This window comes from Thermogemmatispora sp., assembly GCF_019683755.1.
Taxonomy (GTDB): Bacteria; Chloroflexota; Ktedonobacteria; order Ktedonobacterales; family Ktedonobacteraceae; genus Thermogemmatispora.
Window position 1 is genome coordinate 1 of sequence record NZ_JADGHT010000026.1, and the last position, 24622, is coordinate 24622.

Here is a 24622-nt window from a genome sequence, read left to right on the forward strand (position 1 = left end):
CCCTTAAGGCTGCCAATAGTGTCAATGCCAGGCAGCACATCCATCAGGTTGGCACAGAGAATGAAGATAAAGAAGGAGGCAACCCACGGGAAAAAGCGCGCCGCTTTATCCTTCCGCGAGCCAACCACACCGTTGACCAGATTCACCAGAAATTCGACGATCCACTCAACGAAGTTTTGAAAACCCGAGGGGATCAGCGAAGCGTTGCGTGTGCCAAAGTAGAAAAAGGCAACCAGAGCTATAATGGTGATCCAGGTGCATAGCAACGTATTCGTTATCGGAAAGATACCGCCTGGATTCCATATAACCTCTGGCGCCAGGGATACCTCAGGAAATTTCCAGAGCACTCAATATCCTCCATCCGAATCGTGCTCTGCGTGGCCCGGTCTGTCAACGTCGACGCCGTCTATCTCAAGCTTGAGAAGAAGATTTTAAATAAACGGTACGCGCCGTATATTCCCGCTATCAGGCCAAGCAGCAGCCCGAGAAGTATACACAACGGTGCGGTACGCCATACACCATCCAGGTAGTGACCGAGGATGGCACCTGCAGCAACGGGGACTGCGATTGTGAACCCCAATCCTCCCACTGGCCCCACGATTTCCCACAGGGTGGGGGGAGGCTTCTTACTCATCCTTATGTTGTCCCGCTTGTCTCACGATTATATCATACCGTGAGGATTATAGCATAAGGCTGACTGTCTGTGCAACGCAGTCGCAGCATCCCTCAAGCGCCTTCGCTTCCCGTTCGCTTCCCAGCCCAAGCCGCTCTCTCGCCTTCGGAGAGCAAGCATCCTGCAAGGATCGCTGCCCCGTCAATTGCGTATTTCTACGGATAGCCTCAGCCGAAAGCCGTCACCCGGCTCCCAAACGTGAGCCGTCCTCTGAGAGGAGTCACTCCCTCCCTACCTGAGCCGCATCTATTATTTATGGATCTTGGATGGAGCGGAGCCTCATTGGGCGCGCCCGGCTCCAACTCCTCCAGGCAGAGAAGCTGGCGGTATCAGACTGTGCTCCTGGTCAGGGCTACCTTCGTGCTGAAGCCTGACGCTGACCAGCGAGCTGGCTGATGCTTTATGCTCTCAGCTCACTCAAATCAGCTTGCGCTCCCGGGCCTTACTGGCGGCCTGGGTACGATTAGCTACCTGAAGCTTGCTTAGGATATTAGAGACATGATTTTTGACAGTCCCCTCAGCCAGGCATAATTGCTGAGCAATCTCGCGATTACTGGCTCCCTGAGCCAGCAAGCGCAGTACCTCTATTTCGCGGGCGCTCAACTCCTCTTCCCCGCTTCCTGATCCTGGGGGACGGGGCTGGTTCCGGCCTCCCTTGCTCCCCCGGCCAAACTCGATCAGCAACTTACTGGCGATGCTTGGCTGGATGAATGGTTCCCCTTGGGCCACGCGGCGAATGGTAACTGCCAGCTCTTCGGCGGGCAGATCCTTGAGCACGTAGCCGGCAGCTCCAGCTTTGATGGCCTCAAGGACGTAATCGTCATAGTCGAAGGTGGTCAGCATGATGATCCTGGCGTCGGGATAAGCGTTGATAATAGCGGCAGTCGCTTCAACTCCGCTCATACGGGGCATCTGGATATCCATCAGTACAATATCTGGCCCCAGGCCTGCTTGCCGCAGCTCATGATAACGGCTGACCGCTTCCTCGCCGTTGGTGGCCTCGCCAACGACCTCCATGTCAGGCTCCAGGTCAAGAATAGTGCGCAGGCCCTGACGCATCAGCGTCTGGTCTTCGCACAGCAGAAGCCGAATAAGTGTCTGCGACAAAGCTGACCTCCTGTCCCGGTGCGCTGGTGATGGCTACCCGTTACTGTGCTTCTCATAGCTCTTCTATGCTGCTCTTTCCGCCGCGACTTTCTCCCCCTATGGATATTCTAGCGTCTCCGTTGACAAATGAACAGCGATGTTCTCGCTTCACGCACAAATTTTGTCCAGGCTTAACGGGTTCTTTGGAGGAATTTTACACGGCTATAACGCGGCTGGCTGAAGATTCTTCTGTGAGGGGCGTTGCAGCAAGGCACTCCTCATCTGCAGGCAAGCAAGATGCCTGCTCTGTCAGGTGTAGGTGAGGAGGCGGGGAAGAGAGCCTCAACGTGCAGAGCAGGAGAGACAGGAGGACTGCGATGCGGGTCGCGATCATTACGGAGAATTTCTTGCCCAAGTTGGATGGGGTGACGCGCACACTAGCGCGCTTGCTTACTCATCTGGAGGCCACTGGCCATCGGGCACTCGTGTTAGGCCCGCGCTGTGGAATGCACGAGTACGCCGGCGCTGAGATTGTGACCACGCCCGGTATACCGCTTCCTTTCTATCCAGAACTCAAGTTCAACTTTTTCCGACCTCTCTTTTTGAAGAAGCTCAAGCAGTTTCAACCTGATATCATCCATGTTGTCGATCCTGTCGTGCTGGGTGCCGTGGGGGTGGCCGTGGCCAAGCTGCTGCGGCGCCCCCTTGTCTCTTCTTATCATACCAATCTCGCTGCCTACTGCCGCCATTTCGGCTTTCCCTGGCTGACAGGCCTCATGTGGCGCTATAATCGTTTCCTTCACAATCACTGTGCCTTAACCTTCTGTCCCTCTCCTTCAACGGCCAGAGCCTTGCGTCAGCAGGGATTCCAGCGCGTCCGTCTCTGGCCTCGTGGGGTGGACGGAACGCTGTTTCGGCCCGAGCGTCGTCGCCCTGAACTACGTGTCGCCTGGCTAGGCGCTGAAGATGAGGCCAGCGAGCGCTGTGTGTTGCTCTATGTGGGGCGAATCTCGCGTGAGAAAAACCTCTTGCTGCTGGCAAAGGCCTATCGTCAGCTAGACCATCGTCGCTGTCATCTGGTCATCGTAGGTGGGGGGCCGGCCCTGGCTGAGTTGCGTCAGGCGCTGGCTGGTCTTCCAGTCACTTTTACTGGTTATCTGAGTGGGGAGGCTCTGGCTGAGGCCTATGCCTCTGCCGATATCTTTGCCTTCCCCTCAACGACTGAAACCTTCGGTCAGGTAGTCCTTGAGGCGTTGGCCTCGGGCCTGCCCGTCGTTGGGCTGCAGGCTGAGGGCATCTGTGATCTGGTGGTCCACGATGAGCAGGGCCTGCTACTGGACCCCACTGGCCTTAGCCCTGCGGCGCAAGTAGCTGCCTATCGAGATCTGCTGGAGCGCCTGGTCTACGAGCGTTCAACACGGGAGCGCATGCGCGCTGCTGCTCTGGCTCAGGCCGCTAGATATAGCTGGTATGAGGCGATGGAGTCACTGCTGCGTGGCTATGAGGAAGTGATGCTCCAGACAGAGCAAGCCCTGCTAGCGGCTTGAGTCTGCTGAGAGCGCCAACTCTGTGGCTGGCTGTCGCCGACCTAGGATGTTGCAATGAAGTTACAACAACAGCAAGACGAAGCACAACCCTTGCTATCCGAGTCACTGACCACCATCTCTCTTAAGCAGGCTGCTGGGCGCCTGGCGGAGATGCAGGCAGACCCTCAGACGCGGAGTCTGGCCGGTGGTCAATGGCTGTTCCTTCTGTCTCCGGCGCAGGCCCAGCGCCTTGCGCGAGGCATCTCAATTGTGCTATCACCTGCAGCTATCTCCGTTCCTTTTGTGCTACTGGTGGCTCTCTATCACTCCCCTTCATTGTGGCACGCACTTGGCTTTGCCCTGCTGACGCTCAGCTTTGTCTCTGCTGGTCCACTACTCTATGTTGTCCTCTCCTTGCGTCTGGGGTTAGTGAGTGATCTCGACCTCTCGCATCGCCATGAGCGCTGGCATCCTTTTCTGTTCAGCCTGCTCTCCTATGCTCTAGGCTTACTCTTATTGCTCTTGCTCCATGCCCCGCGCAATCTAGAGCTTATCCTGGGCCTGACTTTACTCCTAGGGGCGTTGCTCTTAGTCATTACCCTCCGGTGGAAAATCAGCATCCATGCGGCGACCTTAGGAGGAGCGGCCACAGTCTTGACAGCCTTCTATGGCCTGATCTTTCTCCCGTCCTTTCTTCTGCTTGTGCTCGTCTGCTGGTCTCGCGTCGCCTTGGGACGTCACACACTGGCCCAGGTCGTGAGTGGTGCGCTGCTGAGTATTGGCCTTGCTCTGGGTGTCCTGCTACTTGTGGGCTTCTAAGCCGTGATTGTGCCTTCTCTCGCCTCTGGTCTTGTGGTCGATGGGCAAGGTAGACAGGAATAGCCGCTGTGGGACTGGCCTGAGTCTGGCCTCAAGGAGGCGTAGGCCTGGTCCACTCTCCCTTGACTTCTCACGCTCCTGCTTTCTATACTGCTCCGGAATACCTTCACAGGCCTGAAACGCTATAATAAGCGTGTTCCATTAATTGCCCACGAGCGATAGCCACCTGTTACAGAAGCTTGTGTCGCTGCTAGGGCGAGCAGACAAGCTTTCCCTGAACCCTGATAGGGGTCAGGGACGATGGTATCGTGAGAGGGGCGAACTGCCCGAGTGACGGCTTGCCAGAAGGCAACCGATTCGGATAGACTGAGGGAAGAGACGCGGTCACGCCTAGCGAGCCTGTTTTCACCGTACCGCTGTACTGTCTCAGCAATGCTCGTCTGATCTGGTAAGGAGAGTCTGGCTGTGAGTCAACATCAGGGTTTGAAAGTGCTCTGTACCTTCCCCTTCGATGAAGAAGCGCTGGAGAGGATTCGCGAAGCGGCCCAGGGCGAGGTTGTACTCGCCACGAGAGACGAGGAGCTAATGGCGCACGTAGGAAGCGCTGAGATCATCTGTGGCTTCCGGCTGCCCAAGAACATTCTCCAGCTTGCCCCGCGCTTGCGCTGGCTGCAGTTTGCTGGTGCAGGTGTTGATGGTCTGCGTGACACGGGCCTGCTTGATCCAGACAGTGGCGTGATTGTCACCACTGCCTCTGGTATTCATGCCTCCACCATAGGAGAGTATGTCTTTGGCAGCATGATCATGTTCAATCGTTCCTGGCCCGAGCTGGTGCGCTTGCAGGACCGCCATATTTGGGGCAATACGGCCTGGTATCATCTGCGCACGCTGGAACTCTATGGGCAGACGCTAGGAGTCATTGGTGTTGGCAGCATCGGGCGCTATGTTGCCCGCTTAGGGCGGGCCTTCGGCATGCGCGTCCTGGGGGTGAGGCGCTCGGCCAGGGGAGGCGAGCAGGATCAAGATGTCGAACGCTATTATGCTTTCAGCCAGCTACGTGAGATGCTGCCGCTGTGCGACTATGTTGTGATAGCAACGCCGCTGACTCCTGAGACAGAGCACCTGATCGGCGAGCCAGAGCTGCGCGCTATGCGTCGCACTGCCTACCTGGTCAATGTTGCTCGTGGGCGTGTCATCGATGAGCAGGCCCTGATTCGGGCTTTGCGCGAAGGCTGGATCGCTGGGGCAGGGCTGGATGTCACCGAGATAGAACCACTGCCCCAGGAAAGCCCGCTGTATTCGCTGCCTAATGTCATTCTGACACCCCATATTTCGGGTGAGAGCGTCCACTATGGCGCCCGGCTAGCCTCGCTCTTTGTCGAGAACCTACAGCGTTATCGCCGCGGCGAGGCGCTGCGCAATCGCTACGATCCACAACGTGGCTACTAAGTGGCGACCGGCAAAGAAGAGGAGGCAAGCGCGAACGTCTTATGGCTGGCACGTCTCAGCCAGGCGAGTGCCTGAGCAAAGAGCAGCGCTGCGCCAGGTTGTCAGCCAGGCAGGCACTAACTTGCCGGCGGCCTCTCTAGACTGGACCAGCCCGGCCCAACTCTAGGGTCCAAACGGAGGACCCACTGTCCGACTCAGCCCTCTCTGGAAAAGAGCGTTTACAATTGCTGAAAGAGAGCAAGGTAAGTTCTCCATCTGTCGGCGGGTAGGCAGAGCGAGAGCAGTCGCAGCAGAGAGCGGCGCTCTCTGTAGAAGCAGCTAGTTGATTAGAAGAAGGGAGCAAGACACTCTTCACGTAGGGGCAAAGAGGAGGTCCGATGAGCAGAGATTTAGGTCTGGTGGAACTACTGGGCGCGGATGCCGTTGGCCCACCGGGACAGCGTCGCTTTCGGCTGTTTGCGCGCAGCGAAAGTGGCTCTGCTATTATGTGGATGGAAAAGATGCAGCTCAATGAATTGGGGCTGGCCATCGATCGCTTGCTGACCCAGGTGACGCAGGGTAGGATTCTGCGCGTTGAGGCCCGGGCTCGGCGGGAGGGCGAAGAGGAAGCAGAAGAGCCAATAGGTATGCCAGCCGACTTTCCACTGATTCCCGACGAAGAGTTCCAGGTAGCTCAGCTAAAGCTCAGCTACGACTTCCGCCGGGAGCTGATCATCCTGATGGTGGTCCCTTTGGAGATCATCATGGAGACAGGTCAGGAGCTGCGCGGTCGTGTCCGCGAGGATCGGGCGGTCACTCTCTCCTTCACTCACGCTCAGGCGCAGGCTCTCACCAGTATGATCACGCGTGTCGTGGCAGCGGGTCGCCCAGTCTGCCCTTTCTGCCATATGCCCTTGGAAGAGGGGCCGCATATGTGTGAGAAGCAAAACGGTCACCGCCAGATCATCCAGCTACTGGAGGAAGAAGACGATGACGATGATGAGGACTAGAAGGAGGAAAAGGGAGACTGATGAACCGGGGGAGCTGGCTAGTGCATGAAGGCGGTCAGAGATGGCATGGAGCCGCTGCCGAGGGTGAGGCAGGCGATGGCCCAGCTAGATCAACCGTCGTCATGCTAAGCGACCGCGATGACTGAGGGGAATCGATAGGCTGGCTGAACTATCTACACAAGCAGCTAGGAGGAGTAGAGAGCACGAACATGCTAGCTGAGACGCGCTGAGCTTGTGGCTCGCTGGCGGAGAGCGGCCTGTACGGGAGGGACCTGCCGGCCTGGCATAGTAGGAGCCAGCGCTCGGACAAGAGCAGAAGCAGGCCAAAAGCCCGCCAGGCCCAGGCCCGCCTGCGAGCAATCTCTGACAGCCAGGCAGAGTAAGTGGATTGACCTGCGCTGTCAATTGGTGAAGCAGTTAATCGGTGCAGAGATACTTATTAGCTTTTTGCAAATATAGCTCCTCATTCCCCTCGATCATCAGCTTATGGAGCACTACGATATCAGCATCTGGCAGATTTTCCACCGGCTGAAGGCAGAGGCGCATCGTGGCGCGTCCATTTTCAATGACCTGGACGAAGCCCTTACCGCGGGGCACGCGATAGATGCGCTGAGGGGCGGTAGGACTAGGCACCTCCAGATAGCCATGCCAGAGGAGCTGGCGGAACTGTTCAGGTGTCAGAATATCGCGCAACAGATCAGAAGCTCGCCGCTCGGCCCGCGACCAGCCCCGCAAATATGGCTGAGTGATCAGCCAAACAATAGCTCCCATCGCGGTGGCGATGATCACCCAGTCCAGAATCGTTAGAATTTCTGAGATCAAGCTCATCCACCGACAACGCGCGGAACCATAATGATCTGCTCGGCGGTTGCATCAAACTGATCGATGCGCTGAGCAGGCTTCCCGGGCTCGACACGAAAAGCAGTGGCTCCCCTGGCGCGCTCCTGGGCAAAAATGCGCTCAGCTTCTCGCACGGCGGCCAGTGCTTCAGGGTCACCTGCCAATACCTTCTGCTCATCCCAGGTGACACGATCATCACCGCGCCGTGACATCACCCGTAGCATTCCCACGGTTGTTCCTCCTTCGTCGCTTGCACCATCATGGATGGTGGCTGACTAACGAACCTTCCAGTGAGTGAACGCATGATCTTCTGGCTACAAGCTCCCGCTCAGTTCCCACAGAGGTCTCCACGGCGGCTCTGGGGGCGCTGGTCCGCTCCTGGGGCACCTGCTGTTAAGCCAGCGAGCAACCGTGCAGAAGTCTCGCGACCCAACGAGCCATCAAGGACAAGCGCCTAGAGCGAGCCCTGCAGTGCCTGCAGCCCAGCCCTTTCTGGCGTGGGTAAGCGCTCTACTATCTACTATTGTACCGGCGAAGATGCAAGTCGTCAATGGTTATCTCATAATGTATCAGCTTTATTGCATCAGATGACCTCATGCCGTCCAGTCTCGCCACCAAGCAGGGCGCGTAATCTGCCGCGGGGATGCCTTCGCGGGAGCAACCTTGAGCGGGAATGGTTGGCGCCAGGAAGGCACCAACACGCTGCAGCGGCCATGAGTGCGAGGCGGAGCAGCACATCATGGCAGGCAGAGCCTGGCCGACCTGGCGCATCTCACTGACGAGCCTGGCTTCCAGAAGAGAAGAGCTACTGAGCGGTAATAAAGATGATGCCCACAGTTCCAGGTCCGGTGTGGGTACCGAGGACTGCGCCCAGCTTATAGCGTGGAATTGGGTGAGGATAGACTGCCTTCATCGCGGCAGCGAGCTGCTCTCCCAGTTCATCGCTTGATTCCACAATGACCACCTCCTCAACCGGGCCAGCCTCCTGGAAGAGCTGAGCCACTCGCTCATAGGCTTTGGCGCGTGTGCGAGGGCGTTCAACGGGGACCACCTCGCCGGCCTGGATACCGATGATCGGCTTGAAGCTCAGCATCGTGCCCAGGAAGGCACTGGCGCGTCCGATGCGTCCGCCACGGCGCAGATGCTCCAGGCTATCCAGCACGCCTAGAATGCGCGTGCGGCGCAAGCGATCGACCAGGCGCGCCTTGATGGAGTCCAGATCGGCGCCGTGCTGGGCCTCCTCCGCGGCATGCATGACCGACATGCCGATACCGAGACTAATGCTCTCTGAATCCACAATCTCGATGGGAATGCGCTGGAGCTCCGGCGGCAGGGCGGCCCGTGCTGCGCAAGCTGACTGGTAGGTCCCGCTGAATTTGGCCGACAGATGGACCGAAAGAATGGCCTCGGCGCCTTCTTCAATCAGGCGCTGATAGACAGAGAGGAAATCGGCGGGAGTTGGCTGTGACGTGCGGGGAAAATCCTTGCTTTCCGCCAGCTTCTTGAAAAAACCCGCCGTATCCAAATCGACACCATCGAGATACTCTTCGCTGCCAAAAATAACTTTGAGGGGAACGACGCTGATTCCCAGGGCCGCGGCCCGCTCTTTAGGGAGATCCGCCGTACTATCGGTGACGATGCGGACGGCCATGAGGCACCTCCTGAACGCGAGAGAATTTCTGCGCCATGCGTGCCGGCATACACATGGCAGGCTGCAAACATGCGTGGGTTGGGTAGATTGACGACTAGGGTAAGCGGGAAAAGCGTCGGAGCGAGGCCAGCCCTGCCGGCCTGATTGTGGCTGCCTCTGAGATCCGTTCCGGGTGGCCCTGCCAGGCTTCTATGACCGCTGCAGCCGGCTCCTTGCTTCTCTTCCCTATTATGATCTATTCAACTGAGAAAATATAGGTGTAGTAGGGTTGGCCACCGTCTACCACCTCCACCTCCAGATGAGAATAGGTCTGCTTAATACGGGCTGCTGTCTCCTGAGCGTGAGCCTCGCTAGTTCCCTCGCCGTAGTAGATGGTGAGCAGCTCGTAGCGCTCAACATGCATGCGCTGAAGCAAGTCGTTAATGACCCCCTCCAAGCTACTGCCGGCAACAGCCAGATTGCCGTTGATGAGACCGATGATGTCGCCCTCACGGACACGCAGGCCATCGATCTGCACGGCGCGCACTGCCGTAGTAATCTCAGCGGTTTGGATGCGGCGGGCGGCAGCGCTCATGCTTTGCACGTTGGTGGCCAAGTCGGCATTATAGTTAAAGCTCATGAGGGCGGCGATCCCTTGAGGTAGCGTTTCGGTGGGGATAACTTCTACCTGCTTGCTGGTAAGGCGTGGAATCTGCTGCGCACTGAGGATCACATTGCTATTGTTGGGCAAAATAATGACCTGCTCAGCCTCCACTGAATTAACGGCTGCCAGCAGCTCCTCGATGCTGGGGTTCATCGTCTGGCCGCCGGGGACAATGGCGCTGACACCAAGGCCGCGATAGACCTTTTCAAAGCCTGGGCCTGAGACGACAGCAACGGTGGCAATGGGCACGCTTGAGGCAGGGCTCTCAGCGCTGCTCCCTTCAGCCGCTCCCTGGCGAGTCGCTTGCTCATGTTCGGCACGGCTCTCGGCTGCGTAGGCCAGGCTTTGCTCCTGAAGATTCTCGATATTAATGTCTAGAAGGCTGCCCAGGCTCACACCGTAGTCCAGGATCTTGCCAGGCCACTGGGTATGCGTATGTACCTTCAGCAGCTTTTCATCGCCAGCCACGACTGTCGAGACGCCGCCCATATCGATAATCGTCTGGCGAATGCGCTCGACGTCGAGATTCTCGCCGCGCAGTAGGAAGACCACCTCATAGCCGTACTCTTCCTCCTCGACGTTGACCCGTCCGCGGCGAGGAGTGCCCTGGCTGGTGCCAACCGCTGGGAAAGGCCGTGACTCGCGACCCTCGCCGCGCAAGGCGTGCCAGATCCCTTCGAAGATCACACAGAGTCCCTGCCCTCCTGCGTCAACCACGCCTGCCTGCTTGAGGATGGGTAACAGTTCAGGTGTGCGTGCCACGGACTGGCGTGCAGCGGTCACAACCTCGTGCATTAGCGTCACCAGGTCATCGCCGCGCTGCGCACTGGCCAGCGCCGCCTCGGCGCAGTCGCGTACTACTGTCAGGATGGTGCCCTCAACTGGTTTGATAACCGCCCGCGAGGCCAATCGCGACGCTTCCATTAAGGCGTTAGCCAGGTCGAGGGAGGTAAAAGTCTGCTTTTTCTCCAGTCCCTGGGCCAGGCCCCGGAGCACTTGTGAGAGAATCACCCCCGAGTTTCCCCGAGCTCCCAGCAGAGCATCGTGGGCAATACGTGCTGCGATGACTCCTGCTGCCGTCTCCTGGCTATCGATGATCCCTCGGATGGCCGCCTGCATGGTGGCAGACATATTGGAGCCTGTGTCCCCGTCCGGCACGGGAAAGACGTTGAGGGCATTGATACTCTCGCGCCGCTCTTCCAGCCAGGCGGCCCCGGCAATCATTGCCTTCTTCAGGTCTTGACCGTCCAGCACGCTGATCCGCCGCGGGCGGCTGATGCGCTGCATCTGCTGCTGACTTGGCGCATCTTGCGCATGATGAGCGCCTGATGCCTGTTCCTGCATAGATCGCTTACCTTACGTGGTGGTAGATGAGGTAGGTGGTGCCCACGCCTTGTCGTTAGTGCTCGCGCCGTGTGATAGGGCTATGTTCCAGCCCCTGAATATTGACGTTCACCTGTTGCACGGGTACCCCGAGCATCTTTTCAACCGAGAACTTGACGCTACTCATGATATTATGGGCGATTTCAGACATGCGCAGCCCGTATTCCAGCACGACGTAGACCTCGATGATCAGGCGTCCGTTCGAGATTCGCACCTGAATGCCCTCGCCGCTTCGTTCGGGGGGAAGGAGGACAGCCTCTCCGTTGCGCAGGCGGGGTGCGGCGATACCCACTACGCCATAGCTCTCGCTGACGGCGCGGGCCGCGATCGTGTGAATCGCGTGAGGGAGAACCTCGATCCTGCCTAGAGGGCGCGTTCCGTGCTGCGGTTGAATCGTCGATGGCTTCGGCATACCCATGTTTTCTCTAAGCTTTCTCTGCTCTACTGGTTGGCTGGTCTTCTGGCCTATGCACTTGCCAAAGCGAGGGCAATCTGCTATACTCGCAAAGCGTACTCGACGCTTACTACTGACGCTTTGCGCTCTACTCAGCTCACTGGAGTGCAAGGTCTGCGTTCTGTTGCAGTATATCAAAGGCCCCCGTCAGAATCAAGGGCGCGTCTCTGGGACTCTCTAGATCTTGCTGATGTAGCCTGCTCCAGCGGAGGCGGGGGTCGTGGCTGTAGCCCCAGCAGCACGCTTTGTCTTCTCTGCTCAGCGAATGCCTGGCTGCTGAAGAGAAGCCAGGGGGTAGCTTCCTGTTCTGGGCCTGCTCTCTCGTTCTCTGGCTTGAATGTCTGCCGCCGGTCCAGCCTGACCGGCACTCAGTGCGGGGGCAAAGGGGCCTGGCGCTCGCTAGCAAAATAAGCAAGAGAGATAGAGGAGCGGAGAGTCCCAGGTAGCTGGGGCCTGTAGATCCGCGGTGTAGGCGTCGAAGAGGCTACGATGGCTCTCTGCTCTTCCCGAGAAGGGAAGGAAAGAGGGAAAAATAGAGAGGAAGGGAGTTTGCTATGGCTGGTCGTTGTGATCTCTGTCAGCGCAGGCCGATGTATGGTAACAAGGTATCTCACTCGCAGCGTCATACACGGCGACGGTTCGTAGTGAATGTGCAGCGGCGGCGTCTGGAGATTAATGGTGTGCGGCGTACAGTGCATGTCTGCACACGCTGCCTGCGCACAATGCTCAAGCTCCCCAAAGAGTGATGCTGGCCGGAGGCAGGTAAGAGCGCCGCTCAGGCGGCCTTCCCGCCCCGGCCTGCCCGGCTGCTTTCTGCTCCATCCATAGGCTTTCTCGTGGCTCCTTGCTACGATGCCTTTTGCTTTTTTTTTGGGGAAGGCTGAGGCTCAGCGCGAACGAGCCGGTTCTGCTGTGTTGCTGCGCGCTAATGGGCTGCGCTGCTGGGCTACGAAGCGGGTGCGTAGTTGCCCGCAAGCTGCGTCGATGTCATCTCCCCGCTCGGCGCGCACACTATTGCTAACGCCATGCTGGAAGAGGATATCGCGAAAGCGGCGGATTGCCTCTGGCCCAGGGGGACGGTAGTCTGCCGCTGTTTTATTGACCGGAATGCAATTAACATGCGCATACTGCTTGAGCGGCGCTAACAGCTCGCCAAGCTGATGGGCACAGACGGGACTGTCGTTCACGCCAGCCAGTAAGACATACTCGAAGGTAACCTGTCGACGGGTGGCGGCGATGTAATCCTGACAGGCCGCCAGGACCTCGGCCAGCGGGTATTTACGCGTGACAGGCATGGTTTGCGCGCGTAGTTCGTCGTTAGGGGCGTGCAGGGAGATGGCAAGGTTGACCTGTAGTCCCTCTTGGCTGAGACGCCGGATGCCCTGTGGCAGCCCTACGGTGGAAACCGTCATGTGCCGGGCTCCCAGATTGAAGCCCTCGGGGCTGTTGAGTATGCGCAGGGCTTGCATGACGTTGTCATAGTTGTGCAGTGGCTCGCCCATGCCCATCAAGACCAGGTTGGTGATGTGATCAATGGGCTGGCTCCCAGGCAGGCCCCGGGCACGCCAGGGGGCGGCTCGCAGTTCACGGGCAAAGTGCAATACCTGAGCAACAATTTCTCCTGCACTCAGATGGCGCTCGAATCCCATCTGCCCCGTAGCGCAAAAGGTGCAGCCGAAGGCACAGCCCGCCTGACTGGAGACGCAAACAGTGGCCCGCGCGCTGCTCCCCCGCAAGGGAGGGTAGAGCATGAGCACCGATTCAATCAGCCTGCCGTCAGCTAGCTCTAACAGGATCTTCCGCGTGCGGTCATCTTTGGAATGTTGCTCGCTGCGTACGGTAACCTGGCCGATGGTGGCTTCGCGCGCCAGGTGTTCCCGCAGGCTCAGTGGCAGATTGCTCATGGCGGCGAAGTCAGTGACCAGGTGCTTGTAGATCCAGTTGTAGACTTGCCGGGCGCGATATGCTGGCTCCCCCAGCTCTCTAAACCATTCCTCAAGCTGCTTGAGGGTCAGCCCAAGGAGATCGCGCCGGGCTGCACTTGGCTCTCGTGTTGTTCTCCCCCTGATCATCATGCCTTCATTATAGCACGTTGACCCCTCCAAGGCCAATGCCACTGCTCACCAATGGCTCTCCGCCTTGCTCTGTGACTCACGGCCCTGCTGCAATCTCAGCTGTGACAGTCGCCTGTGGTTGGTCGTTTCCATTTTAGATCAGAGCTTCGACTTTCTCTGTCAGTGCTACTCATTCAGGTTCTTGGGAGGAAAAAAGTAAATGCCTCTCTTGTTTAACTTAATCGATTTAGCTTTTCTGACTACAGTTATTGTGCTGGCCCTTCAAGGTTTCCATAATGGCCTCCTTGCTAGCTTGATTAATCTGGTGGCCTTACCGCTGGCGCTGGGTGTGGCCTTGCTTTGTGGGCCGTGGCTCACTGCTCTTCTGGCCAGCAGTGGGGTGAAGGTGGCGCCCCTGCTCGCCTACACTCTCGTTTTCCTGGCTACGGTGCTTGGGGTACATAGTGTCACAACTCTCGTCCGGGCCTTTCTCCGGCGTCTCCCGGTGCTGGGTCTCATTGATCAGTTGCTGGGGATGGGAATAGGTGTGGTTGAGGCTTGGCTCCTCTGGCTGATTCTGCTGATGGTCTTGCATAGCTTCCTAAGCACCGTCCACTATTGGCCACAGAGCGATCCTGATCAGTTCAGTGCCTGGCGGCTGGCATATCAGAAGGCCATTGCTCAGAGTTTCTTTGTGCATGTCAATCAATGGTTGCTAGGTTGGACCCCTGTAGGGCAGCTTCCTTAAGCAGAGGCTGCCTGTTGTCTGGCCAAGCAGCCTTTCAGGCTCTCATATCGCTGGTAGGGTGGTGGAGAATGCGCGGCTTGTGAGCTGCTCTGGTGCCTCTGAGCTTGCGTTCCAGGGTAAAGACGCATACAATACCTGTATAGTCAAGGGGCATTCTACGTATGCTAGAAGCGTTGTGTGACTTTGCTTGAATAAAGGAGGCGTTTTACGGCAAGAAACGAGGCTGTGCTAAGCAGACAGAGATTTGGCGAAGGACCGGAGCGGGCCTTTCTCGTTGCAGTGGAGAGCGAACGGCAGGAGACGCTTTGGAGCGCTGAGGACTCGCTCAAAGAGCTGGAAGCTCTGGCCAGGACTGCCGGGGCTGAGGTGGTTGGTAAGCTGTTGCAGCGTCTGCGTCATCCTGACCCGGCCACCTACCTTGGCAAGGGAAAGGTGCAGGAATTGGCTGCTCTGGAACAGGAACTGGGCTTTGATCTGGTGATCTTCGACGACGAGCTTTCTCCTTCGCAGCAGCGCAATCTAGAGAAGGCACTTAATGCGCGCGTCATTGATCGTACGACGCTCATCCTCGACATTTTCGCTCAGCATGCGCGGACACGTGAGGGGCGTCTGCAGGTTGAGCTGGCACAGTTGGAGTATCGCTTGCCTCGTCTGAGTGGACGCGGTGCAGAGCTGTCGCAGCAGGCTGGTGGCTCGCTGGGCGCTGCTGGCGTGGGAGGTGCCATCGGGGTCCGTGGTCCGGGCGAGACGCGGCTAGAGATCGATCGTCGGCGCATTCGCAATCGCCTGGCTGAGCTGCGCCGCGAGCTGGAGGAGGTGCGTGAACAGCGCGCCTTGCATCGCCGTCAGCGAGAGGCGTTGACGATGCCGGTGGTGGCTGTGGTGGGCTACACTAATGCTGGTAAGTCTACGCTCTTTAATGTCTTAAGTCAGGCTGATGTGTTGGTTGAGAACAAGCTCTTTGCGACGCTTGATCCTACGACGCGTCGCGTGGTCCTGCCTGGCAATCAGGAGATCTTGCTGACGGATACGGTCGGTTTTATTCAGCGTCTGCCAACGCGTCTGGTCGCAGCCTTCCGCGCAACGTTGGAGGAAGTGGTCGATGCTGATGTATTGCTGGAGGTGGTGGATGTCAGTCATGAGAATGCCATTGAGCAGAGCGAGACGGTGAATGAGGTCTTGCGCGAGCTGGAGGCTCACGAGAAGCCGCGAGTGACAGCATTGAATAAGATCGATCTGTTGCCCGATCCCGATCGTGTTGATCCTTCGCTTTATCCAAATGCTGTGGTGATCTCGGCTCTGCGTGGTTGGGGCCTGGAGGCACTGCGCGAGAAGTTGGCTCAGGTGGTAGCTGAGCAGATGATACCATTGCAGGTGCTGGTGCCTTATGCGCGCGGTGATCTGGTAGAACTCTTCCATCGCCGCGGGCGCGTGGAGATCGAAGAGCACCGCGCTGAAGGGACACTCCTCGTTGGACGCCTGCCATCGGCGCTGACCGGTTACTATGAGCCGTATCGCCTTCAACAACGCAAAGGCTCACTCAAGGTTCCCAGTGCTCGCATTTAGCCGCTGCGTTCGGGGGGACTTGAGGCAGAAGGACGTGGCGGAGGCCATGCCTACCTGTAACTCACCTGCCACTGCCTGGGCTGGGCGCCGAGTAGGCTTGTGCTCAGCTCAGGTCTTCAGGGTTGTTCGCCTTTCAGCTCTTTGATCACCTGACGTAGTCCAGCGGCGATCTCTGCAAAGGCCTGATCCCTGTTTTTCCGTTCCGTAATGGCCGGACCCTCCAGGGGTAGGGCTTGCAACTTGCCAAAGGGGGAGTTGGCCAGGCCCTCGGTTGGTCGCAGCCTAATGGGGATAACGCGCGCCGTGCCATCCTCGTGACGCTGCATGGCCCGCTGCATTTCTTCATTGTAGCACTGCTCGTCGGCTATGTAGTCAGGGCTGATGAGCAATAGAATAATGTCCGCCTGCTCTAGCCAGCGCTGGCTCTCGCTCTGCTCACGCCCTGCGCTGAGCTGACCGCTGTGATAGCTTTCGATCAGGTGCGCGCGTCGTAGACCAGCCAGATGTTTTAGCAGCTCTTTGCAAAGCTGCTGGTCTCGAGCCTCATTGGAATAGGAGATGAAGACCTTGAGGGCTTTGTGGCTCTGCTGGAGGAGCGGGAGATACTGAGGGCAGCGTTGTCTGAGCTGCTGGCGTTGCTCTATTGAGAGAGTTTCTAGCCAGCGCAGATTTCGGCGATGGGCAGTTACTTGGGCTTCGGCGAGTTCAGCGAACTGATCGAGAATGATGCGCGCCTGCAGGCCCTGGCCACCGCGCTCACTATTGAGACCTAGTGAAAACTGAATCATGCCGCAAACGCTGCCGCTGTCTCGATCAAGCAACGGGGCGCCGCTCAAGCCGCGGTCGACAGGTCCATGTTGAAAAGTAATCCACTGGTTGTGTTCGCCTGCAGGCCCAGCGGTGGTGAAGGTAACCGCGCTGCCATCGGGGGCCCAACTTGGGTACCCATAGCTGTAGAGCGGGCTGTAGGGTCGGGCCTCGCCACAGAGGAGCACACAGGGATGATCGTGAAACGAGACCGCCAGTAGGGCCAGATCCGTACCTGCGTCCGGGTGTTCAGGGGACATGCTTCTGATCGCGGCCTCAAAAGATTGCCCCTGCCAGAAGATGTGGAGGCGGGCCTGGCCCTGGCGGGCAGGTCGGATCACATGGGCACAGGTAAGAATCAATCCCGGACCCGCAAAAAAGCCTGTGCCTGCCGGCGAGAGATCAAGGTCGACGCGGACAGTAGCGCGCTGTAGCAGGGCTTCTAAGGTGTCTTCCTTCTCCATTTTGCTTCCTCGAAGCGGACCTATGCCGATGGCATTGAACTGCTTTTATTCTAAGCCAAAGCTAGACTGTTCGTAAAGCGTCAGAGCTGTCGCTTCATCTTCAGTCCGAAAGAACGTCGCTCGTTAGCGAGAGGAGGGGGGAAGTGTGTCGGCAAGTGAATGCCGAACTCTCTGCCTGCCGTCAGGCCTCGCGCCAGGGAGATAGACGCCTTATGGAGGAGCGTGCTAGACTAGGACACGGGGCACCAGGATGAGATGAGAGAAGAAAAAGGAGGCGCAAAGCGTGTATCCCTGGTCGCACGACTTCAAAGGACGCTTCGACGAGGTGACCTTTGAAAGTCAGGTACTCAAAGATAATCCTCTTGGCGATCCCTATCAGCGCCCGCTGTGGATCTATTTGCCACCAGGCTATGATGAGCAGCCGGAGCGACGCTATCCCTCTATCTATTTGATCCAGGGGCTAACCGGCCAGCTTGACATGTGGCGCAATCGCTCGGCTTTTCGGCGCAACTTCCCCGAGCTAGCCGATGAGCTGTTTGCCAAAGGCGAAGCGCCGCCGTGTATTCTCGTCTGGGTCGATTGCTGGACCTCGCTCGGAGGAAGCCAGTTCCTCGACTCGCCGGCTGTCGGACGCTACCATACCTATCTCTGCGACGAGATTGTCCCCTGGGTCGATGCCCACTATCGCACGCTAGCGGCGCGAGAGCATCGCGGGATTGCCGGCAAGTCCAGTGGTGGCTATGGAGCTATGGTCACTCCTATGCTGCGCCCTGATCTGTGGGGCGGTTTCGCCACCCATGCTGGTGATGCTCTCTTTGAGGTCTGTTATCTACGCGACTTTGCCAAAGTTGCTCGCGCCCTGCGCGATCACTACGGCGGTTCCTACGAACGCTTCTGGCAGGATTTCCGCAGCCGCCCAGCCTTCTCGAAGGAGAGCGATGCTGATCTGCTAAACGTGTGGTGTATGGCGGCCTGTTACTCGGCAGATCTGGATGGCACGGTCCAGCTACCGTTCGATATCGCTACCGGCCAGTTGATCCCTGATGTCTGGGAGCGTTGGCTAGCCTGGGACCCGGTGCGCATGGTTCCCTTGCACGCCGAGGCCCTGCGCTCGATGCGTGCCATCTACATTGATGCTGGTAAGCGCGATGAGTACTATCTTGATCTGGGGGCAGAGGCTTTCCGTCGGGCGCTGGCTGAAATAGGCGTCACAGATGTCTTCTTCGAGCTGTTCGACGGGCGACATGGCGGCATCGAGTACCGCTATCCGCTGAGCCTGAAATATCTTGCAGAGCGACTCTCCCCTTAGCTGATGCCAGCGGAGGGATGCTCTCCCTCCGCTGTAGATACACGCTCTGAGCCAGCAGTTGGATCACGCTCACAAGGCCTGGCTCCCTGCTCGCTGATCCTTCGCAGCAAGAGCCGGATCTGACAACGCTAGATGCCAAGTAGTGATTGGCGTAGATGTCGCCGAGCAGCACTCAAGGCCACTCGATAGCGCTTAAGCTCGGTCTAGCGCTGCGGCAGTGGCATCTGCTCAGGGTCCAGGCCTGCTTTGCGCAGGGCTGCGATGACAGGGGCCAGCTCCAGACAGCAATCGCACAGGTGCCACAGGTGCCAGAGGACTGCCGCCTGCTCGCTAGCTGGCAGGCGGCGGATGGCGTGGATGTAGAGGGCCAGACGCTCAGCAGGGAACTCTCCGTAGCTCACATTCGTAGGCTGAGTCACGGGCCCCTCATTATGGGCAGCGCACTGCTCATCGGGGATAAGTCCTCACTCTCGGACTGCTCGGACTCCAAGATAGTATTTGAACCGTGGCCTTGGATCGGCGGGGGCGCTTACTGGCTAGTAGCTGTGCCGATGGTACTGTGCGCTTCTGGCATGTAGAGACCGGTCAAATCTTCCCTATTCTCAAAGGCCAGGCAACACGCGTCTACATGAGAGTCTTTGCTCCCGATGGCTCACACTTGGCCAGCGGCGAGGCTGGTCGTAGGTTGCGCATCTGGAAGGCTGCCGCCAGCTAGTGCTTGCAAATCCTCCCTCTGCCAGCAACCTGGTAATGGCTATCTCCAGGAGCAGGGACTAAGGAGGCGGCATACTGGGAATACGGCGCTCGACCCTAGGAGGGGCGGTAAATCGTAGGTCCTTGTTGCCCGAGGTATTTCCCGCGGTATTCGCGCAGGCAAGGACTGCTGAGCTGATGAATGAAAAGCTGGCAGATAAAGAGGCCCGGGTAGAGAATGACGGGAATGCTGTTGAAGTTGGTGATTTCTAAGGTCAGCACGTGGTCACTGCCTGGGTCAATGTGACCGTCGCCGTTATGCACCTGTAGCCCTGCGCGTGCAATGTCTCCTTTCGTCTCGATGAAGCCCTGGTAGCCGTTGGGGATGCGGATACGCTCAAGCGTGCAGCCCAAGACAAACTCACCTGGGCGCAGCTCGTAGCCCTGCTGCGGGTCAATCTTGATCTCTTCGACCGCTGGTGGCTCTTTGCCAAGCTCAAGACGGCTGCCACGGTATTTGACCAGGCGCTCCCCGAGGCGTAGATCGATGCTGGTTGGCCCAAGCTGCCATTCCTCCCACGGCTCGATTACCAGCAGACCAGCGGTCAGCAGAGCTTTGAGGTCTCTATCGCTCAGAATCATGGCTCTCTTCTCGCGGATAGTGATCGGTCGGCGCTGGAGCCAGAGGGCCAAGAAGCTGCTCCGCGGCCATGATGTGGCTGCAGGTACCGCGCTCCCGGTAGAAGTCGCAGGTGCAGTGCCAGCTTTCCCCGTCATAGCTGATCAGACGCGTGCCATGCGTTGAGCGCATCTGTAGTTTGATCTCGAGCAGCGTGAAACGCTCAGGCTGCTGAGCGTAGTGTCCTGCCTTGATGTACTTGCGCTGTAGCTGCTCATCTTGCATCAGTAACGGCTCCTGGTAGAGAACGGGGATAAAACCTGCTCTTCTGACCACAGTCTAGCGGGCAGAACAGACTCTTCCCTTGGATCAGCATCTATCTCTTTTTTAGTATATCGCTGCAGTGGCCTGATCACAAGTGTTCCCTTCTCTCGCTAGGCGGGAGTCTGAAGCCAATCCTCAATTTCGCGCTGCAGGCTGATCCCCAGCACCTGGCAGAGCGCCAGCGCCTCCTGCGCCTGGGCCAGCGCCTCCTGCTGCTGACCTTCCCGCCAGAGGAGCCGGGCGGAACGGAACTGATTATGTGCGATCCAAAAACGGTCATTCAGCTCGCGGGCCAGTCGCATGGACTGCGCGTAGTAAGAGCCAGCCTGCTGCAGGTCACCGCGATGAAAAGCCAGCAGGCCAAGCTGATGCAAGGTGGCCTCTTGGCCAAGGTGGTCGCTCAGTTGTTGACGCAGCATCAGGCTGCGCAGATAAAGGGCCTCTGCCTCGTCTAGCTTCCCGGGGGTCTGGCTCTGCAGCGCCAATTCATGATGGACGCGCCCTTGTTCATGCAGGGTACGGGCCAGGCCCGCCTGATCGCCCAGACGCTCCCATAGCTGCAGTGCCTCATTGAGAAACCGCAAGGCGCTCTCAAGCTGACGCCGACGGTAAGCCAGACGCCCTAGCTCGTGCAGAGCGTCAGCCTGCCGTCGCTGATCTCCTCTGCTTGTTGCCTGAGCGTGCACTGTCGCAAAGTGCTGCTCAGCTTCTTCATAGCGCATCAAGCGATAGCAAACGCGGCCAAGCTCTAGCTCGGCGGCGCTGATCAGTTCCTCGTTGCCTTGTCGCCGTGCCAACTGCAGACTGCTAGCCACATCCTGATAAGCCTGCTGATACTCTGCCAGGCGATAATAGCAGATACCGCGGTGAAGCAGAAAGACAGCTTCTCTTGCTGGCTGTTGCAGACGCGCTGAAGCTTCCAGAGCTACCTGGAGAATCTGGAGAGCCTGCTTAGATTGATGGCGCTTCAACAAGGGTAGGCCTTCCACCCCTACCAGCTCTTCTGCCAGGGTGAGCAGCTCCTCCCAAAGGCCCAGGTGTTGAGCCTGTTCAATTGCCAGGGCAATATCATCCCACTCGTACAAAAGCCGCTCTACCTCTCTATTTGATTTGCATACTTCTATGTAGTACTGAAGATGACGGCGCTGATACTCGGTGCGCCTTTCCTGGGAAAGCTCATTCCAGCGGTGAAGGCGCAGATAATCGCTGATCAGGGGATGCATACGGCACTGCGGGCCGGAGGGGGTTTCGCCGCGCTCCAGGATAGTAGCGTACTGTAATGCTTCCAGGGCCTCATTCTGTTGTTGCCAAAGCCGATCAGTTGTCAGGGGCAATCTGCCAGCCTGGACGAAGCGCCAGGCTGCTTCTGCGGTTGTTTCGGCGAAGACTGGCCAGCAATCGAGCAACTGGCCCGCCAGGGGGGATTCGGCTATAACCCGTGTAATCGTTAAGTGTAACAGTTGCTCCATTTGTCTGAGCGGCTTACCAGCGAGCTGTCTGAGCTGGGTGGCCAGTTCCTGCCAAGGGATTCCTCGCTGTAGGGCTGAGGTAGCCAGCGTCAAGAGTTTAGGGTGGTAATAGCAGAGGCGAGGCAGCTCAGGCAAATGGCGGCCCAGCCGTGCGCGTGCGGCCTCGCGTCCACCTAGTTGCTCCTCAACCAGCTCGCAGGCAGCCTGAGCAGGTAACTGGCCTACTGTCAACCAGTTGGTCTGAAGGAGTTGATCAAATTCAGGGCGATGATGGCGCATGAGCAGAAGCGCCCGCCCGCCCAGGGAGGTATCCCAAGCGCTCAGGAGGTCACAGATATCCTGAGCCTCTTCTGAGGAAGCCTCTTCCAGGTCATCGAGCACCAGCAATAAAGGGCCGCGTGCCATCTCGTAGAGAGCCAGGGCGCGCTGCCGGCGAGCGCTGGTCTCTTCCAGGCCCCAATCGAGATGAGTCAGTAAGGAGACCAGATCAAAGGGACGTGTGCGGCGCAGCGAAATATAAGCGATGCCGCGTGTAAAGCGCCAGCTAGCGCGGTGAGCCAGCTCTAGCGCCAGGGTCGACTTACCACTGCCAGCCAGGCCAAGCAAGCCGATAAAAGGAGTAGGGCCATTACTAAGAAGCTCGGCCAGACGTTGTAGCTCAGATACGCGGTCGCGGAAATTGCGTGCTCGTGCCAGAGGCAAATTATGGGGTGGCTCGCAGGGGAAATACTCGGGCTCGCCCGGGTTGACCAATCCCGGGCGGAGAGGTTCCTCTGCGCCGGGGCCGAGCAGCGTCACCACCTCTCCCTGTCGGGAGCACTGCCCAGGCTCCCGTTGGAGCGTGCGCTGGATAAACTCCAGAGCCTCCTTGGCGCTGCTCCCGCGTGCCAGCGAGGCATAAAGAGCGCTGGCTAACAAGGTGGCTGTATCGTTAGCGAGCTGGCGAGTTGTAGCGATAACTGCCGGCACGCCATTGAGGACCAGCTCATCTCCCAGGTACTCACTGCTGCAATTATTGAGCACGACCAATCTCACCTGTGTCTGGCGAAAGAGCGCGGCGAGATCTTGAGCCGAGACCCAGTCTGTGCTGCCATCTTCCTTCTCTAATTGCAACTCGCTGTCACGGGCATGGCTAATCACATGGACGATGTCGAAAGGGCGGGCATGCAGCGTTGTCTGCAGAGAGCGCCAGGTTGGTGGGTGCAGGCGAATGAGCGCCGCTGGCACGCGTGACCAGAGCAACTGGCGGTAGATCTCCTGAATCTCAAGCTCGGCATTGAGTCGCTCTGGCTCATCGATGGGAGAACTGACCACAAGCAGGATACGCAGGCGCTCGCCCGCTCGTTCCCAGGCTTCGATAGGGCTGCTGGCCGGTCGATAGCTGCCTCGCTGGTGGTGGCTTGCATCCATAGGGGCATTCCCTCCGAGAGCAAAGGCTCTGGCTAGCCACTCCTCTGGACCTGATTGGTGCGCTGAGCACTGGCAGCGCCAGGCTCACCCCTCAGCAGAGCTGATGCCGAAGCGCATCAGGCGCCTTATCCGCTCTTTTCCTCTTCCTCTCTCTTTAGCATACCCTGCTTTTGCAGTTTTTGCTGGAGGGAGGTGACCAGTTGCTCAGTAAGCTTGTCGCGATTGGCTGGCGTAAGTTCCAGGAGCTGGATGCCGGGGCGCTGCTTCAGTTCATCGGCCCAGGGATAAGGGCGCTGAACAATCGTGCCAACCAGTATGCAGGGACTTTGAAGAACGGCGCTGACGGCCTCGCGGAAGGCAGTGGAGAAGAGTTCCATTGGTCCGATTTCATCGATGACGACCACAGGGCGCGTTTGTAGGGCGCTTTGAAGCGCGGCCAGGCCCACAGACTCCAGCGCGGTCAGATCCACACCATAGCGACCTACGCGCAGCGGTCCGCTCTGGGTGACACTTGCCAATAAGCCGCGCTGCCCCTCGAGGGTGACGATCTCAAAGCCGGTGCGCTGGCCGTTGAGGCGTATCTCTTCGGTATAGAAGCCGCCGCAGTGCTCGGGACCAAGAGCCGCAACAAGCTTCTTTATGGCCGTTGTCTTGCCGCTTCCTGGCTCGCCAGTCAGCAAATAAGCCTCTCCCATTGGACTCCTCCTGACTACCTCAGGCTAATGCTCTGGCAGGTTCAGCAGTGGCAGGCGGGCCAGGCTCAGGCGCCCATTCAAGACCGGATGCTGCAGCCCTCTGGTAAAGGCGACGACGCTCTCGGCCACACGCTCGTAAAGGCGACTAAGACTGATAGTGGCTTCAGAAGACGTGTCGGATGGGTCTTCCTCAGCGTTGCTGAGTGCTCGCTGTAGAAAGTAGGTAAAGACACCCTGGCGCAGCCGCCCGTCTTCGTGAGCTACCTCATCATCATCGCAAGCCGCCAGAATGATTCGTCCTTCGCCGAGGGGCAAATCGCGTAAGCGAGGCTTAGGACGCACCAGGCGACGAAAGCCAGTACGACGATTGTGAAGGACGGGCCCCTCAAAGGCGCGTCCTCCGGCACGCCCGCTAAAGCAGGTGTCCAGAATGACGACGACCAGCCGTGCAAGGATACGCTGCACAAGCCGTATTAAATCGCGTTCAAGATCAAGGCCTGTTGCGAAAATGGCCTCGTATTCGGTATCGTGGGCAATCAGATAGCGTGAGACGCGATCTGGGGCCTCGCCCGTCTCCGGTGAGCCATGACCAGCGAAGTAGAGCAGCACTACGTCCTCGGGACCCGCCTGGCGCGGAAGTAGCTCACCAATGGCCATGAGGATGGCTTTGCGTGTGGCTTGCTCATCGGTCAGAAGCTGCAGGCTGACATCTTCAGCCGCCAGGCTGCTGACGAGCTGACCGTAGAAGCGCTTGGCGTCCGTGGCGGCATACTGCAAAGTGTCGATACGCTCGTCCTGGTAGCGATTGATCCCGACAAGAACCCCGTGTAGCTTCATAGGAGCGACGTGTTCTGTTCTGCTGGGAGGCCCGTGCCTCATGCTGCCACTGTGAGATAATACTCCTTTTGCCTAAATAATACATTTTTATATATTTATTTGTAAACATTGAAA

At 58.3% G+C, this 24622-nt stretch carries 25 protein-coding genes; 9 read left to right on the forward strand and 16 right to left on the reverse strand.

Annotated features, from left to right (window positions below; translation table 11 throughout):
- The 3 genes from IRZ24_RS03585 to IRZ24_RS03590 all read right to left on the reverse strand — a co-directional run.
- On the reverse strand, nucleotides 1-347 hold a 347-nt coding region (locus IRZ24_RS03585), incomplete at its 3' end, for a F0F1 ATP synthase subunit A (protein ID WP_297160576.1).
- Nucleotides 348-406: 59 nt separating this feature from the next.
- Complete coding sequence (locus IRZ24_RS19740; protein ID WP_366914227.1) at nucleotides 407-634, reverse strand: AtpZ/AtpI family protein; 228 nt, start codon at nucleotides 632-634, stop codon at nucleotides 407-409.
- Between the two features lie 456 nt (nucleotides 635-1090).
- Entirely contained in the window at nucleotides 1091-1780 is a 690-nt protein-coding gene (locus IRZ24_RS03590) for a response regulator transcription factor (protein ID WP_297160577.1), read from the reverse strand.
- 356 nt (nucleotides 1781-2136) lie between these two features.
- On the opposite strand from IRZ24_RS03590, the gene IRZ24_RS03595 reads away from it, so the two are divergent.
- The 4 genes from IRZ24_RS03595 (at nucleotide 2137) to IRZ24_RS03610 (ending at nucleotide 6542) form a co-directional block, all read left to right on the forward strand.
- Nucleotides 2137-3306, forward strand: a complete 1170-nt coding sequence (locus IRZ24_RS03595; protein WP_297160578.1) for a glycosyltransferase family 1 protein — start codon at nucleotides 2137-2139, stop codon at nucleotides 3304-3306.
- 54 nt (nucleotides 3307-3360) lie between these two features.
- A complete protein-coding gene (locus IRZ24_RS03600) occupies nucleotides 3361-4104 on the forward strand; it encodes a phosphatase PAP2 family protein (protein ID WP_297160579.1) in 744 nt (247 codons plus the stop codon).
- A gap of 465 nt (nucleotides 4105-4569) precedes the next feature.
- Nucleotides 4570-5553 (forward strand): D-2-hydroxyacid dehydrogenase, encoded by a 984-nt coding sequence (locus IRZ24_RS03605; RefSeq protein ID WP_297160580.1) that lies wholly within the window; start codon nucleotides 4570-4572, stop codon nucleotides 5551-5553.
- 377 nt (nucleotides 5554-5930) lie between these two features.
- Nucleotides 5931-6542, forward strand: coding sequence for a DUF3090 family protein (locus tag IRZ24_RS03610; protein WP_297160581.1), 612 nt, complete (start codon nucleotides 5931-5933; stop codon nucleotides 6540-6542).
- 417 nt (nucleotides 6543-6959) lie between these two features.
- Here the strand turns inward: IRZ24_RS03610 and IRZ24_RS03615 are convergent, their stop codons facing one another.
- The 5 genes from IRZ24_RS03615 to IRZ24_RS03635 form a co-directional block, all read right to left on the reverse strand.
- Nucleotides 6960-7364, reverse strand: coding sequence for a hypothetical protein (locus tag IRZ24_RS03615; RefSeq protein WP_297160582.1), 405 nt, complete (start codon nucleotides 7362-7364; stop codon nucleotides 6960-6962).
- A 2-nt stretch (nucleotides 7365-7366) separates the two neighbouring features.
- A complete protein-coding gene (locus tag IRZ24_RS03620; protein WP_228026331.1) occupies nucleotides 7367-7606 on the reverse strand; it encodes a hypothetical protein in 240 nt (79 codons plus the stop codon).
- A gap of 581 nt (nucleotides 7607-8187) precedes the next feature.
- A complete protein-coding gene (locus tag IRZ24_RS03625) occupies nucleotides 8188-9033 on the reverse strand; it encodes a DegV family protein (RefSeq protein WP_297160583.1) in 846 nt (281 codons plus the stop codon).
- Nucleotides 9034-9268: 235 nt separating this feature from the next.
- On the reverse strand, nucleotides 9269-11020 hold the full coding sequence (locus IRZ24_RS03630) for a DAK2 domain-containing protein (protein WP_297160584.1): 1752 nt from the start codon (nucleotides 11018-11020) through the stop codon (nucleotides 9269-9271).
- Between the two features lie 55 nt (nucleotides 11021-11075).
- Nucleotides 11076-11471 (reverse strand): Asp23/Gls24 family envelope stress response protein, encoded by a 396-nt coding sequence (locus IRZ24_RS03635; RefSeq protein WP_297160585.1) that lies wholly within the window; start codon nucleotides 11469-11471, stop codon nucleotides 11076-11078.
- A gap of 596 nt (nucleotides 11472-12067) precedes the next feature.
- Between IRZ24_RS03635 and rpmB the strand changes: the two genes are divergently transcribed.
- Nucleotides 12068-12259, forward strand: a complete 192-nt coding sequence (rpmB, locus tag IRZ24_RS03640; RefSeq protein WP_297160586.1) for a 50S ribosomal protein L28 — start codon at nucleotides 12068-12070, stop codon at nucleotides 12257-12259.
- 141 nt (nucleotides 12260-12400) lie between these two features.
- Here the strand turns inward: rpmB and rlmN are convergent, their stop codons facing one another.
- Nucleotides 12401-13618 carry a 23S rRNA (adenine(2503)-C(2))-methyltransferase RlmN gene (rlmN, locus tag IRZ24_RS03645; protein WP_297160587.1) on the reverse strand — a complete coding sequence of 406 codons (1218 nt, stop codon included), beginning with the start codon at nucleotides 13616-13618 and terminating at the stop codon, nucleotides 12401-12403.
- Nucleotides 13619-13787: 169 nt separating this feature from the next.
- On the opposite strand from rlmN, the gene IRZ24_RS03650 reads away from it, so the two are divergent.
- Entirely contained in the window at nucleotides 13788-14315 is a 528-nt protein-coding gene (locus IRZ24_RS03650; RefSeq protein WP_297160588.1) for a CvpA family protein, read from the forward strand.
- Between the two features lie 225 nt (nucleotides 14316-14540).
- Nucleotides 14541-15881 (forward strand): GTPase HflX, encoded by a 1341-nt coding sequence (gene hflX / locus IRZ24_RS03655; RefSeq protein WP_297160589.1) that lies wholly within the window; start codon nucleotides 14541-14543, stop codon nucleotides 15879-15881.
- Nucleotides 15882-15997: 116 nt separating this feature from the next.
- On the opposite strand, the gene IRZ24_RS03660 is transcribed toward hflX, so the two are convergent.
- Complete coding sequence (locus IRZ24_RS03660; RefSeq protein ID WP_297160590.1) at nucleotides 15998-17152, reverse strand: trypsin-like peptidase domain-containing protein; 1155 nt, start codon at nucleotides 17150-17152, stop codon at nucleotides 15998-16000.
- Between the two features lie 283 nt (nucleotides 17153-17435).
- Here IRZ24_RS03660 and IRZ24_RS03665 point away from each other — a divergent pair, with 283 nt between their 5' ends.
- Nucleotides 17436-18461: an alpha/beta hydrolase-fold protein gene (locus tag IRZ24_RS03665; RefSeq protein ID WP_297160591.1), complete on the forward strand. Its 1026-nt coding sequence runs from the start codon at nucleotides 17436-17438 to the stop codon at nucleotides 18459-18461.
- Nucleotides 18462-18664: 203 nt separating this feature from the next.
- Here IRZ24_RS03665 and IRZ24_RS03670 read toward each other — a convergent pair whose 3' ends face one another.
- Entirely contained in the window at nucleotides 18665-18880 is a 216-nt protein-coding gene (locus tag IRZ24_RS03670; RefSeq protein ID WP_297160592.1) for a hypothetical protein, read from the reverse strand.
- Between the two features lie 86 nt (nucleotides 18881-18966).
- Here IRZ24_RS03670 and IRZ24_RS03675 point away from each other — a divergent pair, with 86 nt between their 5' ends.
- On the forward strand, nucleotides 18967-19176 hold the full coding sequence (locus tag IRZ24_RS03675; RefSeq protein ID WP_297160593.1) for a hypothetical protein: 210 nt from the start codon (nucleotides 18967-18969) through the stop codon (nucleotides 19174-19176).
- 95 nt (nucleotides 19177-19271) lie between these two features.
- Here IRZ24_RS03675 and dcd read toward each other — a convergent pair whose 3' ends face one another.
- The 5 genes from dcd to IRZ24_RS03700 form a co-directional block, all read right to left on the reverse strand.
- Nucleotides 19272-19796: a dCTP deaminase gene (gene dcd, locus IRZ24_RS03680; RefSeq protein ID WP_297160594.1), complete on the reverse strand. Its 525-nt coding sequence runs from the start codon at nucleotides 19794-19796 to the stop codon at nucleotides 19272-19274.
- Complete coding sequence (locus tag IRZ24_RS03685; protein WP_297160595.1) at nucleotides 19780-20058, reverse strand: SWIM zinc finger family protein; 279 nt, start codon at nucleotides 20056-20058, stop codon at nucleotides 19780-19782. Before IRZ24_RS03685 ends, dcd begins: the two co-directional genes overlap by 17 nt.
- Before the next feature lie 149 nt (nucleotides 20059-20207).
- Nucleotides 20208-22976, reverse strand: coding sequence for a tetratricopeptide repeat protein (locus tag IRZ24_RS03690; RefSeq protein WP_297160596.1), 2769 nt, complete (start codon nucleotides 22974-22976; stop codon nucleotides 20208-20210).
- Nucleotides 22977-23101: 125 nt separating this feature from the next.
- Entirely contained in the window at nucleotides 23102-23671 is a 570-nt protein-coding gene (locus tag IRZ24_RS03695) for an NTPase (protein ID WP_297160597.1), read from the reverse strand.
- A 24-nt stretch (nucleotides 23672-23695) separates the two neighbouring features.
- A complete protein-coding gene (locus IRZ24_RS03700) occupies nucleotides 23696-24508 on the reverse strand; it encodes a caspase family protein (protein WP_297160598.1) in 813 nt (270 codons plus the stop codon).
- Nucleotides 24509-24622 lie beyond the last annotated feature (114 nt).